14 protein-coding genes and 1 CRISPR repeat array (1 of these 15 only partly in view) are annotated in these 14,581 nt (G+C 30.4%); of the genes, 9 read left to right on the forward strand and 5 right to left on the reverse strand.

Annotation, left to right across the window (positions count from 1 at the left end; genetic code table 11):
• Positions 1 to 97: 97 nt before the first annotated feature.
• From ACEG17_RS00280 to ACEG17_RS00300, 5 genes are all read left to right on the forward strand, one after another.
• Positions 98 to 619: a GrdB-related putative oxidoreductase gene (locus tag ACEG17_RS00280; protein WP_147005268.1), complete on the forward strand. Its 522-nt coding sequence runs from the start codon at positions 98 to 100 to the stop codon at positions 617 to 619.
• A 132-nt stretch (positions 620 to 751) separates the two neighbouring features.
• The gene (locus ACEG17_RS00285) at positions 752 to 1,741 is read left to right on the forward strand and encodes a hypothetical protein (protein WP_372582106.1); all 990 of its coding nucleotides are present in this window, start codon (positions 752 to 754) and stop codon (positions 1,739 to 1,741) included.
• Positions 1,742 to 1,746: 5 nt separating this feature from the next.
• A complete protein-coding gene (locus ACEG17_RS00290) occupies positions 1,747 to 2,826 on the forward strand; it encodes a M42 family metallopeptidase (RefSeq protein WP_372582107.1) in 1,080 nt (359 codons plus the stop codon).
• A gap of 27 nt (positions 2,827 to 2,853) precedes the next feature.
• On the forward strand, positions 2,854 to 3,819 hold the full coding sequence (locus ACEG17_RS00295; protein ID WP_372582108.1) for a glycosylasparaginase: 966 nt from the start codon (positions 2,854 to 2,856) through the stop codon (positions 3,817 to 3,819).
• Positions 3,820 to 3,831: 12 nt separating this feature from the next.
• Entirely contained in the window at positions 3,832 to 5,034 is a 1,203-nt protein-coding gene (locus tag ACEG17_RS00300) for a Sapep family Mn(2+)-dependent dipeptidase (RefSeq protein ID WP_372582109.1), read from the forward strand.
• Between the two features lie 221 nt (positions 5,035 to 5,255).
• Here ACEG17_RS00300 and ACEG17_RS00305 read toward each other — a convergent pair whose 3' ends face one another.
• The 5 genes from ACEG17_RS00305 to ACEG17_RS00325 all read right to left on the reverse strand — a co-directional run bounded on the left by ACEG17_RS00305 (position 5,256) and on the right by ACEG17_RS00325 (position 8,882).
• Positions 5,256 to 6,503, reverse strand: coding sequence for a dicarboxylate/amino acid:cation symporter (locus ACEG17_RS00305; RefSeq protein ID WP_372582110.1), 1,248 nt, complete (start codon positions 6,501 to 6,503; stop codon positions 5,256 to 5,258).
• 393 nt (positions 6,504 to 6,896) lie between these two features.
• Positions 6,897 to 7,163 (reverse strand): type II toxin-antitoxin system RelE family toxin, encoded by a 267-nt coding sequence (locus ACEG17_RS00310; RefSeq protein ID WP_372582111.1) that lies wholly within the window; start codon positions 7,161 to 7,163, stop codon positions 6,897 to 6,899.
• Positions 7,153 to 7,389 (reverse strand): DUF6290 family protein, encoded by a 237-nt coding sequence (locus tag ACEG17_RS00315; protein ID WP_372582112.1) that lies wholly within the window; start codon positions 7,387 to 7,389, stop codon positions 7,153 to 7,155. Before ACEG17_RS00315 ends, ACEG17_RS00310 begins: the two co-directional genes overlap by 11 nt.
• 97 nt (positions 7,390 to 7,486) lie before the next feature.
• Complete coding sequence (locus ACEG17_RS00320) at positions 7,487 to 8,320, reverse strand: VOC family protein (RefSeq protein ID WP_372582113.1); 834 nt, start codon at positions 8,318 to 8,320, stop codon at positions 7,487 to 7,489.
• 64 nt (positions 8,321 to 8,384) lie between these two features.
• The gene (locus ACEG17_RS00325; protein WP_372582114.1) at positions 8,385 to 8,882 is read right to left on the reverse strand and encodes a methylated-DNA--[protein]-cysteine S-methyltransferase; all 498 of its coding nucleotides are present in this window, start codon (positions 8,880 to 8,882) and stop codon (positions 8,385 to 8,387) included.
• A gap of 299 nt (positions 8,883 to 9,181) precedes the next feature.
• Here ACEG17_RS00325 and ACEG17_RS00330 point away from each other — a divergent pair, with 299 nt between their 5' ends.
• The 4 genes from ACEG17_RS00330 to purH all read left to right on the forward strand — a co-directional run bounded on the left by ACEG17_RS00330 (position 9,182) and on the right by purH (position 14,165).
• Complete coding sequence (locus tag ACEG17_RS00330; protein ID WP_372582115.1) at positions 9,182 to 9,985, forward strand: hypothetical protein; 804 nt, start codon at positions 9,182 to 9,184, stop codon at positions 9,983 to 9,985.
• 220 nt (positions 9,986 to 10,205) lie between these two features.
• On the forward strand, positions 10,206 to 11,150 hold the full coding sequence (locus tag ACEG17_RS00335) for an Abi family protein (protein ID WP_372582116.1): 945 nt from the start codon (positions 10,206 to 10,208) through the stop codon (positions 11,148 to 11,150).
• Between the two features lie 64 nt (positions 11,151 to 11,214).
• Entirely contained in the window at positions 11,215 to 12,438 is a 1,224-nt protein-coding gene (locus ACEG17_RS00340; protein ID WP_372582117.1) for a replication-associated recombination protein A, read from the forward strand.
• Between the two features lie 206 nt (positions 12,439 to 12,644).
• A complete protein-coding gene (purH, locus tag ACEG17_RS00345) occupies positions 12,645 to 14,165 on the forward strand; it encodes a bifunctional phosphoribosylaminoimidazolecarboxamide formyltransferase/IMP cyclohydrolase (RefSeq protein WP_372582118.1) in 1,521 nt (506 codons plus the stop codon).
• 130 nt (positions 14,166 to 14,295) lie between these two features.
• A CRISPR array of direct repeats spans positions 14,296 to 14,581; the repeat unit is 36 nt; unit sequence GATATAGACTACCCCAATATCGAAGGGGACTAAAAC; it runs 222 nt beyond the window's last position.

Genomic DNA, 14,581 nt, shown 5'->3' on the forward strand with positions numbered 1-14,581 from the left:
TGAGTTTGGTTTTAAATAAGTTTTACTATAAAAAAGTATTATTGTTAATAAATACAGAAAAATGAAAGCAGAATTTTGACAGAAAAGAGGAAAGATAATGAAAATAGTTTTGTTTTTTGATCAGATTCAATCTGGAACAGGTGGAAAAGAAGGAGCTAATGTAGAACTTGCGCTGGAAAAAGGTGGAATGGGTTCGTACATGATGTTTTCTGAATATATAAAAAATATAGGTGGAACAGTGCTTGCAACAACATATTGCAGCGATAGTTATTTTAAGGAAAATCAGGAGCTTGTCCTTGAAAAAATGACAGGTCTTCTGAATAAGGTAAAAGCGGATATTCTTTTGTGTGGACCATGTTTTAACTATTACAACTATGCAGAAATGTCTTCTATTCTAGCAGAACATGTAAAAAAGGAAACAAATTGTAAACCTGTAGTTGTATGTTCAGAAGAAAATAAAGAAATAATAGATAAATATAAAAATGACTTAGTAATGATAAAAATGCCAAAAAAAGGTGGAGTAGGATTACGTGAATCACTTCAGAATATGGCAAAAGTAATTAAGAAGGTTTACGATGGGGATAATTTATCAGAAGTGAGCGATTATATATATAAATAGATAGGAAAAAATTATCGCAAAATTAAATAAAATATATAAAAAGCAGAAATTTTTACATTATTTTTGAATATCTTTGGGATAGTTTTATCTATTAATTTATCTGTATTGTCAAATAAAAGAAATGGAGTAAATATGAGACTAAAAGAATTATGTCAGTTAAATGGAGTTTCAGGGGATGAGAAGGAAGTATATGATTTTTTATATAATGAATATAAAAAAAGAAACCTTTCAATAATAAAGGACAGACTTGGCTCTATTTTTGGTCTTAAAAAAGGAAACAACTCGTCATATAAAATAATGATAAGTTCCAACATGGATGAAAGTGGAGGAATGATTTCAGACATTAGAGAAGACGGACTGATGGAATTTTTAACAATAGGACTTTATGAAAAAAGTCTGTTTGAACAGAGAATAGTAAAAGTGCTTAATAGAAGACATGAAGAATATACAGGGTTTATAGTAAAAAATGAAAATGAACTTTTACTTGATACAGGATATGGAAGTAAAGCGGAAGTTTTAAAGGCAGGAATTCAGATTGGAGATATTTTTTTACTTGATATTCCAACTTTATGCCTTCCAGAAGGAGAGATACTTTCTAAAAATCTTTCTAACAGGGCAGGGCTTGAGGTTGGTCTTACAGTTCTGGATAAACTGGAAGAAGGTAGCGAAAATCTTTCATTTGATGTAGCAGTAGGCGGGATATCCCATTCAGTAACAGGTCAGCGTGGTGCAATAACGGCAACGACTGCTGTAAAACCTGATATAGCTATTGTTATTGATGCAGCATATGTAAAAGAATCTAAAGAAAATGCCATATATATTCGCAGTTTTGATAAGTCAATGCTTCCAAATCAAATGTTAAAACAGGAATTTTATGAAGCTGCAAAGAAAAAAGGATATATTCCTGAAGGGCATGTTCAGCTGGAAGCAACAGACGGTTCTTTTATCCATAAGTCATTGGAGGGAACTCCAACAGTTGTGCTTGTACTGCCTTTAAAACATAAACAGGCTCTTCTAAATTCGTTAAAAGTAAAACACATAAATAATCTTAGTGATGTAATCATAGAGTTTATTAAGGGGCTGACTGCTGAAAAAATAGAAAAATTCGGATTTAAAGGGTGAGAAAAATGAATTTTGATATAAGATGGGAAGTTTTGAAGGAGCTGACAGAAACTTATGCAATTTCAGGATTTGAAGAGGATATTGTAGATATGTTGAAAAAGCATATAAATCTTCCATATTCTCAGGATGGTCTTGGATCCTGCCTTTTTAGAAAGGAAGGAAATGGTATTTCCATAATGATAGCCACTCATATGGATGAAGTAGGGTTTGTTGTAAAGGAAATAGATGAGCAGGGGTACATGTATTTTCAGAATGTAGGAAACATGTGGTCGCATGTTCTGCTCAATCAGAAAGTGGCAGTTATAAATGAAAAAAAGAATATATATTATGGTGTTATTGGTGGACCTGCAGTTCATTCAATAAAGGAAAAGGAAAGAGAAAAGGTATTACCGATTGATAAACTGTATATTGATATGGGAGTCAGCAGTAAAAAACGGATTGAAGAACTTGGAATAAAAGTAGGAGATATGATATGTCCGTATGGAGAAATGATAGAGCTGAATGAGGAAGGATACCTTGCAGGGAAATCCTTTGACAATCGTGTAAGTGTAGCGACAGGAATATGGCTTATGAATATGCTGAAAAAAGAAAATACAGGCAATAAGGTTACTCTTGCGGCAACGGTACAGGAGGAAGTAGGACTTAGGGGTGCAAGAACAACAGCACATAAAGTTTTTCCTGACCTGGCAATAGCTGTAGATACTACTTTGGCAGGAGATACCCCCTTGAATAAAAATAATATAAAGCTTGGAAAAGGAGTAGCTATTAATGTTATTGATTCAATGACCATAATGAACAGAGGACTGCTTATTTATATTGAAAATCTATGCAGAAAGAATGACATTCCTTATCAGCTGAGCTGTTTTACAGATGGTGGGACTGATGCAGGAAATATTCATAAGTCAGGAACTGGAATACCAGCCACAACTTTATCTATACCTATGAGATACATGCATACTCATCTTGGAGTCGTACATAAGGATGATATTATTGCAACATTGAAACTGCTGAAACTGATAGTAGAAGATCTGACTCCTGAAAAGTACGACAGAATACTGAAGGAAAATTATAATTACAGTGAATAAGATGAAAAAACTTGAGGAGGTAAGAAGATGTGGGGAATAATCGCAACATGGTGCATGGCACATGATGGTGTCAAAGAAGCTGCAAAAATACTGAAAAATGATGGAAAAGCGGGAGAAGCGATAGAAACTGCAATAAAAAATGTTGAAGATTTTCCTTTTTATAAATCTGTAGGTTACGGTGGACTTCCAAATGAAGAAATGGAAGTGGAACTGGATGCGGCATACATGGATGGAAGCAACTTTGATTTTGGAGCAGTATGTGCCATTAAGGATTTTGCCAATCCTATATCTGTTGCCAGAGATTTGAGTCATTTAAATGAAAATAGCATGTTAGTAAGTGAAGGGGCAGAAAAATATGCGCATAAAAAAGGTTTTGAAAGAAAAAATATGCTTACAGAAAGGGCAAAAATACATTACAGAAACAGATTGAAGGATATGGCACATATAAAAGAAATAGAAATAAAGCCCTATTCAGGACATGATACGGTTGGTATGGTGTGCCTTGATAAAGAAGAAAATATAGTTGCAGGAACTTCTACAAGCGGACTTTTCATGAAAAAGAAAGGAAGAGTGGGAGATTCGCCTGTAATCGGTTCAGGACTCTATGCTGACAGTGAGATTGGAGGAGCAAGTGCAACAGGGCTTGGAGAAGATATAATGAAGGGGATAATTTCATACGAGATAGTAAAACTTATGGAAAGTGGTCTTTCTCCCCAGAAAGCATGTGAAAAGGCTGTCTTCACTTTTGAGAAGAAATTGATAAGAAAAAGAGGAAAAGCAGGAGATATTTCTGTAATTGCCATGAATAACAAAGGGGAATGGGGAGTGGCTACAAATATTGAAAATTTTTCCTTTGTTGCAGGAAATGAAAAGACTCCTGTAAAAGTATACAGGACAAAAAGAAAAGGCAATGAAATGATACACGAAGAAGCGACTGAAGAGTGGCTACAGGAGTATATCAATGAAAGAACGAAACCTCTTATAGAAAAATAAGGTAGGTAGAAAATGGATAAAAATACGGATGATAATAAAAAATATGATAAAAAAAGGAATATTTCCGATGAGGAAATAATATTGAAAATAAAAGAAGAAGTGAAAAAAATACAGCCTGAATTAATAGAGAAAATACGTGAATTAGTTTCAATTTACAGTATTCAGACGGAACCTGAAGAAAATGCCCCATTTGGAAAAGGGCCTGCTGAGGCACTGGATAAAGCTTTGGAAATATCAGAAAAACTGGGATTTAATACAGTGAATATAGATAATAAAATAGGTTATGCAGAATATGTATCAGAAGAAATAAGGGATTATGAGGAATATATAGGGATTTTTGGGCATGTAGATGTTGTTCCTCTTGGTGAAGGGTGGAAGTATCCTCCATTAGGCGGAAAAATAGAAAATAATCGCATATATGGAAGAGGTGTTCTAGATAATAAAGGTCCCATTCTGTCAAATCTTTTTGCACTTCATATTCTGAAAAAATTAGGAATAAAATTTGATGTTCCTGTAAGAATAGTTTTCGGAGCAAATGAAGAAACAGGATTTGCATGTGTAAAACATTATCTGACAAAGAAAAAAGCTCCTATTTTTGGCTGGACTCCTGACTGTAAATGGCCAGTTGTGTACGGCGAAAGGGGAAGGCTTAAGGTAAGAATATATTCTGAAATGAAAGATTTAGAGAAATTATATGAATTTGTAAATGGATATATATTATCAGCACCTAATAATGGTGTAAAATTAAAAATAAACTTTAAGGATGATGATTTCGGAGAAATGATATTAAGAGGGTACAGATTTGGAATTGCTGAAAACAGACATTTTTTTGAATTTGTAATGAGCTATCCTGCAATATGTAAAAAAGATCAGCTTATGGATTTAATCAGAAGTAATTTGACGGAAGGAACAGAGCTGGAAGAAATTTCCAACTGGAATCCAGTTCTATATGATAAAAGTTCTGAATATGTGCAGACTTTACAGAAAGTATATAATTATGTCACAGGCTTTAATGCAGAACCTGTCACAACGACAGGAGGAACTTATGCAAAGATAATTCCTAATATTATTGCATATGGCCCAAGTTTTCCAGGTCAGAAGGATATAGCACATTTACCTGATGAGTGGCTTGATTTATCAGATTTAGAGAAAATAACAGAGATTTATGCACTTTCATTATATGAAATAAGTAAATTGAAAAATAGAAAAGAATAACTTGAAATAAAAAACTGTCTAATAGTCCTGTTTTAAGATTAAAAGACAGTTTTTGAATAATTTGTTTAAAAATAATAATTTTATATAAATTTAAAACAGAACTCAAAAATTATGACTATTTTACTCAAACCCTAAATTATATAATTTCTATCAGTTCAATTTTAAATGGGTTCGAGTATAATGTGATTTTTCAGTCTAATTTTAGCGAAATTTTACTAAAATTAGTTATAGAATTTTTGGGGATCTGTAATTTCATTTTCACTTCTAGCTACAACCATTGTGCAGACAGCATCTCCTGTTATATTTACTGCTGTTCTGAACATATCTATTATTCTGTCAACACCGATTACAACGCCAATTCCTTCAAGTGGCAATCCTGCTTGTTTTAATACAAGTGAAAGCATTAGCATACCTGCACCTGGAACACCTGCTGTACCAACAGAAGCCAGTACTGCTGTTAAAATAATTCCCAAATATTGTGTTGGACCTAAATGAATATTATAAAGATTTGCAATAAATACGGCAGCAACACCTTGCATAATTGCAGTACCGTCCATATTTACAGTTGCTCCTAAAGGAATTGTGAATGAACTTATTTCCTCAGATATACCAAATTTTTCTGTTAAAGTTTCAATATTTACTGGAATCGTTGCATTGCTGCTGGATGTAGAAAATGCAACTGATATTACATTAAAGAATTTTTTGAAGAATCTTAATGGACTTACTTTTGCCATAGTTGTTAGCATTATTTGATAAACACCTGTATGAATAACAAATGCAAATAATGTTGCAGCCACAAATCCAAGCAATTTTACAAGCACATCCACACCTGTTGAAGCAACAACTTTTGAAATTAGTGCGAATACTCCTATTGGAGCGACTTCCATTATAAGTTCCACCATTTTTAACACAAGTTCATTTGCTTCTTCAAGTAAAGCTTTTAAATTTTTTACTTTATCTCCTAAAGCTGAAATTGCAACTCCTAACAGCAGAAAAAATACTATAATTGCAAGCATTTTTTCCTCTGACATTGCATTAATAATGTTTTTTGGAATCATATCAAGAAGAATATCAATAAGTTTACCTTGCTCCGCAATTTTAAATTCACCTTTAGGAAGTTCTCCATGAACCATTCCCATTCCAATTCCAGAAACTTTTGCTACAAATAATCCAATTACTACAGCAATAGCAGTAGTTGCAAAATAGAAACCCAAAACCTTTGTACCAATTCTTTTAAGTTTTTTTATATCTCCAATAGAAGCTGCTCCCATTGCAAGAGAAATAGAAACTAACGGTACAATCATAACTTTCATAAGATTGATAAACATTCCTCCAAAAAAAGCAAGGACTGAATCAATAACAACATCTTTTACGAAGGGATTTTTTGCAAAAGGACTTAATATTAGCCCAAATACAATCCCAAGTGCTAGCCCAACCATTATCCTAGTTGTTAATCCCATTTTTTTCATAGATTTTTTTACAGTATAAAATACTGCCTCCTTTCTCAAATTTGTAAAATATACTATATTTTAACTTTTTATTGAAAAATTTACAACCCATAAAAAAAATTTTTTTTATCCTAACAAATAAATGAAAGATTTTAAAAGAATTTTTTGTTTATTGGATAATACAATTAAATAATACTAAACTCCATTTAAATAACGGATTTATTATAAACTTCTCTAATAAAGGATATAAACCCAATATTTTAAAATAATTTAAGATATAATTTTTATTTTTTAAACAGGGTTTAGTATAAAATTAAATAAAATAATATTAAAATAAAACTGCCCTTTATTCCTAAAAATAAGAATATCAGACAGTTTTAATTCTCAATTAACCCAATAAATTTAGAAATAATTCTAAATATAAATTTTATCCCTTTTATCTATTTCAACAATTAAAATGACTAATTCATCCTTCTCAATTTTTGCAATAATTCTATAGTTTTCAACTCTATATCTCCAAAATCCTTTCAGATTATATCTTAATGCTTTATCAAATTTTTTTGGATTATCTGTATTATTAAGATTTTGTTTAATGTATCGCATAATTTTTAGTTTCATAGAATCATCTAGTTTATTTAATTGTTTTTCAGCTTTTTGTCTAATGATAACTTTATATTTCATTTTCCAATCTCATTTTTTTTACTAAATCTTCAAATGAAATTGCTTTTTCCTTGTTTAACTTATACTCTTCATAAGCTTCAACAGCCGATTTGTAGTCCTCTTCATCTTCGATTTTTTCAAGAATTAAATCTAACATTACTTGGTTTAAATTGATATTGTTTTCCTTAACATAGTTGTTTATTTTATCTTCTATGTCAGGATGAGCATTTATAGAAACGGTTATCATAAAGTTCACACCCTTTCTTGTTATTTTTGTTAATAAAATTTTAACATAAAAAATAATAAAAATCAACGAAAATATTATTTCTTATATTTTGTTCTATTTATTTGTTTTCCTTGGATACAAATAATTTTATTCTATTTGGAGTATCAATAGTTACTGTATTTTCTTTTATATTTGGAAAATTTTTTTCAAATTTTTCTTTAACTAATGATAGATGTATTTCTTCAACACCTGTAGAATTATCATTTTTAGGAATCTTTCTTTTTCCGTTCCATTGATTCATACCAAATTGATGATGATACTTACCTGTTGATAAAAAATATGCTTTTGGTAATTTCGATACTATTTCAAGTCCTAATGCCTTTATATAAAAGTCTTTATCATTTTCAAGATCAAATGTTTCAAGATGAACATGTCCAATTTTTGTATTCTCAGGAATTTCAAAATCAGGAAGATTGTCTGAAATTCTCAATAAATCTTCTAAATCAATAGTTTCTGTTCCCATTACAACATGTCCATTTTCCCATTTCCAAGTATTAGAATCTCTGTCTGCATAAACTTCAATACCGTTTCCTTCAGGATCTGTCAAATAAACCGCTTCGCTTACGTTGTGGTCTCCCACTCCGTCTAATTTAATTAGCTCTTTCGCACAGTTTCTTAAAAAATTTCCTAAATCTTTTCTTTCAGGCAGTAAATAAGCAATATGAAATACATTTGTCTCGTTATCGTTTTTCAATACTTCATTTCCAAAAGAAATCATTTTTATAAGAGGAGCTGTCTTAGTTCCCAATGTAATTTCTCTTTTTCCGTTTTCTTTTTTATCTTTTAAAACTTTCATTTTTAGCAATTTTAAATAATAATCTCTCATTTTTTCGATATTTTTTACTCTTAAAGTTATAAAATTAAAATTTAATCCATAATTTTTATTATTCATTAATATTCCTTCTTTCAAAATGTCAAAACTCAAACATATTATAATTAATTTATTGATAATCTAACTATTTTATTTCAATGCCTTCCAGTTCCAATAAAAACTCCTTTATATGGAGTCCTCCACCATATCCGACTAACTTTCCATCCGCACCAATTACACGATGGCAAGGAATAAAAATTGAGATTTTATTTCGATTATTTGCCATTCCGACTGCACGGACTGCTTTTTCGTTATTAATTGCAACTGCGATGTCCTTGTAGGAACGGGTTTCGCCGTAAGGGATTGTTTCAAGAGCGTTCCAGACGGAAATTTGAAAAGGTGTCCCTTCTTTTAGAAGTGGCAAGTCAAATTGTTTTCGTTTTTTGGAAAAATATTCAAATAACTGATTTTTTGCCTTTTTTATTAACTCAGTTTCTTTAATTTGAAAATTATCATCATTTTTAAATTTTTCAATTTCATAATTCCAGATTACATCAGTAATATGAGAATCATTTTCTGTTGTGGCAAGTCCAATTTTTCCAATCGGAGTATTGGTTTCATAAAAATAGATATTTTTTCTCATTGTTATTAGCCTTTCTTTAATTATAGTAAAACTAGTTTAAAATAGAATTCAAAAATTATGCCTATTTTACTCAAACACTAAATTATATAATTTCTATCAGTTCAATTTTAAATAGGTTCGAGTATATAATCAAACTTCATTAAAGTTTTCTAGAATTTTAAATTTTAATTATTTTGACATGTAGTCTAAATTATACTACATTAATCGATATTTTAAAACAAAATAATTTTATTATGGCTAAATTATGCGATTTAAGGTATAATATAGTAAATTATTAAAAACAGAATAGGGGAGATTTTATGGAAAGTTTTGAAGATGCTGAAAAAAGAGATCTTGTAGGAACTATATCAGGAATCGTTAAAATAGTTGGAATAATGATTTTTACGTGGAGTGTTCTAATTTTTCAAAGAGGTATTTTTAGCAGTTATTATTTCAATAGTGTTGCAAAAACAGGAGATTTGAAAGCTGGAGAAATGGTAACACTTGTTCAGACGTTATTTAGCCTTGTTGTACTGATTATAGTAAGTATTATTTTTATAAAAATGATGAAGACTAGATTTGGTAAGGAAAATTTGAATAAAATAAAATTCTGGACTTTTGTTATAATAGTGATAACTATTGTTTTATTTGCACTTGGAGTGACTTTTTCGATGATAAATTCGATAGTTAAAAATATTGGGAGTATTTCTTTGAGTGATAAAATTACTATATTTTTTAAAACAGGAATTTTAGAAGGAATAAAAGGGATGCAGTTAATTGGGTTTTTGTTGACAATGTGTTTATTTTCAGTTAAAGCTTATGAAAATGATAAGGGAAAAAATATATTTGCAATAACCTTTGCTGGCATAAGTTCAATAATTCTAATGGTAATTTTTTATTTTGTTGGGCTATTTTTAGATTTATATTTGCTTCAAACAAGTCAAGGCTGGAAAATGGAAACGCTCTCTGGATTTATAAGAGAAATAATGCAAAATGCAAATATGCAGGAAGTAGTGTTTAATTATTATTTTTATTTAACATCGTCTGTTGTTGTAATATTTACAATAATATTAATTTTAAATGTTTTTTCAGATAATAAAAAGAAACTTTATGGAGAAGAATAGTTTTAAAACTATTGAAAATATTGATGTTTAATGATTAAAGTTTTGAAAAATGATATTTGTGTTTGTAATTTACTTTATTTAAAAAAAAATTAAAATACTTGTTGACGAATCAATGTTTTAGTGATATACTTAATTTAAGATAAATTGATCGTTTGGATCATCGGTCTTGTCGTATTTAAATAAGTTATGACAAGACTTTTTTGTTTTAAGGAGAAGGGGAATGAAAGAGGAAAATTATTTATTAGAACAACAAATAGAAATTTTAAAAGAAAAAGGATTGATAATAAAAGATACGGCTTTAGGGAAGCAAATTTTACAACATTTTAATTTTTTTGATATTATTAAAGTGTATAAAAATTTATTTATAGTAAATAATGTTTTTGTCAAAAATACAACTATAGAAAAGGTATTTTTGTTTTATCATTATGATAGAGGGATTCAAAATATATTATTTAAATATAGTGTGTATATAGAAAGAATATTTAAAAATAGACTGGCAGAGATTCTATCACAAGAAATTGGAATAACTAAACAAGAATATTTAAAAATAGAAAATTATACGGTAAGAAATAATAATAATTTAATTTTAAATAATACGTTAAAGGAAATAAGAGATGTAGAAGGTATTTCAGAACATCCAAGTATTTTATTAAAAAAAATAACTTTTAGCACAACAATAAATTTGTATAATTTTTTAAATGAAAAATTAAAGGAAAAAATGATATATTTTAATTATAAGGATAATGAAAAGCAACAAGCGAAAAATTTGTTTAGAAATAGCCTTTATATAATTAGAAGGTATCGAAATGAAATAGCACACTCAATGGATTTTATAAATTATAGAGCTGAAAGATATATAATTTTTAGATATTTAAAAAAAATATTGAATGAATACGGATATATAAAATTAATGAACAAGAACGATTATTCCAAGAGACAAAGAGGTCCTAACGATATTTTTTCGATGATGTTGTCAGTAATACTGTTGTTAGGAAATGAATTTTTGAGAATAGAAATGCTAAAGGAATTAGAAATGTTTATAAATAAAGAAAATAAAGAAAAATTTAAAAGTTATGCTGAAATTACAAATCTTCCTGATAATTTTTTAGATAGATTGCAAGAAACATTAAAAGAAAAAAAGAATAATTACTTATTTAGAAGTTAATTTTTATTTGTATTTTTAATATTTGGAAAATTAAACAAGATTATAAAAAAGGAAATATAAAAAAATGAATTTATTTGACGAAGTATATGAAGATAAGAAGCCGCTGGCATTTAGATACCGTCCAAAAAGTCTTGATGATTTTTATGGGCAGAAGAGATTGGTTGGGGAAAATGGGATTTTGAGAAAGATTATTGAACGAGGAAACTTTATGAATGCGATTTTCTGGGGAGCACCGGGAACGGGGAAAACTACACTTGCAGAAATAATCGCTGATAAAATGAATTACCATTACGAATATTTGAATGCTATAAAAGCCTCTGTAACAGATATAAAGAATATTTCTGATAAGGCACATAGCAGCTTTCACACAAATGGACAGCAGACATTACTATTTTTAGATGAAATTCATAGATTTAACAAGCTGCAGCAGGATTCACTACTTGAAGATTTGGAAAATGGAAATATTATTTTAATTGGAGCTACTACTGAAAATCCTTATTACAGCTTGAATAACGCGTTATTATCACGGTGTATGGCATTTGAATTTAAGAAATTGAGTGAGGATGATTTGCTTAAAATATTGAGAAATATTAATGAAAAGGAGAATTTTGGGATTTCAGATGATATTTTGGGATATATTTCGGAAATAATTGAAGGGGATGCAAGGCAGGTTATAAACATTTTGGAACTAATTACAAATGTTGGAGTGGAGTTTACGCTGGAAGAAGTGAAGGAAATTTTGAATACAAAAAAATCATATCATAAGACAGAAGACAAGTACAATACAATTTCAGCAATGATAAAAAGCATTCGTGGAAGCGATCCTGATGCGGCTGTCTACTGGATGGCGAAAATGCTATCTGGCGGAGAAGATATTTTATATATCGCAAGAAGACTTGTAATTTTGGCTTCTGAAGACATTGGGCTTGCAAATCCGCAGGCTTTACCAGTTGCTGTGGCAGGACTTAATGCGATAAAGGAAATTGGAATGCCTGAAGCTAGAATCATCTTATCCGAAGTAGCAATCTATCTTGCAATTTCTCCCAAGAGCAATTCAGCCTACAATGCTATAAATTCAGCACTAAGCCACATTGAAAATGAAAAAATTCAGGAAGTACCAGTTCATCTCACAAAAGTTGGAGCAAAAGACTACAAATATCCACACAATTATGAAAATCATTATGTAGACCAAATTTATATGAATGAAAAAATCAAGTTTTACGAGCATGGGGAAAATAAATTTGAAAAGGCGGCAGATGAGTGGTTGAGGAAGATTAAGAAAAAGTAGGGCTTATCATGAATTTATAGCTAAATAATAGATAATTTTGTGCTAAATTTTAAAAGTAAACACATATTAAAATAAAAAGGTGTTAAAAGACTGTCTTGTATTTAAGACAGTTTTTTATTTAAAAGTTAATAATTACACAACCTTGATAAATACAAGGGTTTGTGATAAAATAAATTTAACAAAATATATTGGAGGAATGATGCCGAATGAAAAAAAGAGCTTTGATTAGTGTCTTTGATAAGACTGGAATATTGGAATTTGCACAGTTTTTAAATCAAAAAGGTGTGGAAATTATTTCGACTGGAGGGACTTACAAGTTTTTGAAGGAAAATGGGCTTTCTGTGATAGATGTTTCAGAAGTTACTAATTTTAAAGAAATGCTGGATGGTAGGGTAAAAACATTGCATCCGAATATTCATGGTGGAATTTTGGCAATTAGGAACAATAAGGAACATATGGATACGATTGCAAAAGAAGGAATAGAGACAATTGATTATGTTGTTGTTAATCTTTATCCATTTTTCAGGGAAGTTCAGACAGATAAGACTTTTGATGAAAAAATCGAATTTATTGATATAGGTGGTCCTACAATGCTTCGTTCGGCTGCAAAATCATTCAAGGATGTTACAGTTATCTGCGAAACAGAAGACTATGAAAAAGTTATGGAAGAAATCAAAAATAATGGGGAAGTTTCATTTGAAACAAAAAAAAGATTGGCTGGGAAGGTGTTTAACTTGACATCAGCTTATGATGCGGCTATCTCTAATTTCTTGCTGGAAGAGGAATATCCAAAATATTTGAATGTTTCGTATGAAAAGAAATTTGACTTGAGGTATGGCGAAAACCCTCACCAATCGTCTGCATACTACGTTTCAACTACTGAAAATGGAAGTATGAAGGATTTTGTCCAGTTAAATGGAAAAGAATTGTCATTTAATAATATCAGGGATATGGATATTGCTTGGAAAGTGGCAAATGAATTTGATGAAATTGCCTGCTGTGCTGTAAAACACTCGACTCCTTGCGGAGTAGCAGTTGCAGATGATGTTTTCACAGCTTACAAAAAAGCCCATGATTGTGATCCAGTATCAATTTTTGGCGGAATTGTTGCGATTAATAGAGAAATCGATGCAAAAACTGCACAGGAACTGAATAAAATTTTCCTTGAAATCGTAATTGCCCCAGCATTTACTGATGAAGCTCTTGAAATATTAAAATCCAAGAAAAATTTGAGAGTAATAAAATGCGAAGTTGCAAAACCGCAGGATAAAGTGGAATACGTAAAAGTTGATGGCGGAATATTAGTTCAGCAGACAAATCAGAAGATGATTGACAATATGGAAGTTGTAACGAAAAAACAGCCAACAGAGGAAGAATTAAAAGATATGGAACTTGGAATGAAAGTCGTAAAACACGTAAAATCAAATGCAATTGTGGTAGTAAAAGACGGAGCGGCAACAGGAGTTGGAACAGGACAGACAAACAGAATCTGGGCAACCCAGCACGCACTTGAACATGCCAAAGGAGATTTAGAATCGCTAGAAGGAGCAGTTCTGGCATCAGACGCATTTTTCCCGTTCAGAGACTGTGTAGACGAAGCTGCAAAATATGGTATCAAAGCATTAGTACAACCAGGTGGCTCAATTAGAGACAAAGAGTCAATCGAAGCTGCCGATGAACACGGAATGACAATGGTATTTACTGGCATCAGACACTTCAAACATTAAAATTAAACAAATATTTGTCTTTATAGATAAACTGTGTTAAAATGCATAAAAAGGGGTAATCTATATCAAAATTTAAGAATAGAGGGACAATATAAAATTTAAAAAACTACATTATTCCATTATATGATGGGATATAGACTACCCCAATATCGAAGGGGACTAAAACCAGAAAAAATATTTCAACTTATGTGAAAATTGGATATAGACTACCCCAATATCGAAGGGGACTAAAACTTGTTGAAGAAATAAAACCAAAAGTTTTTATTGATATAGACTACCCCAATATCGAAGGGGACTAAAACAATAGTATTATAAATTAAAACAAAAAAAATAGATATAGACTACCCCAATATCGAAGGGGACTAAAACTATACAAAGGATTCTGCGAATGTCCTTATGGATATAGACTACCCAAA

The organism is Leptotrichia hongkongensis, assembly GCF_041538065.1.
GTDB lineage: Bacteria > Fusobacteriota > Fusobacteriia > Fusobacteriales > Leptotrichiaceae > Leptotrichia > Leptotrichia hongkongensis.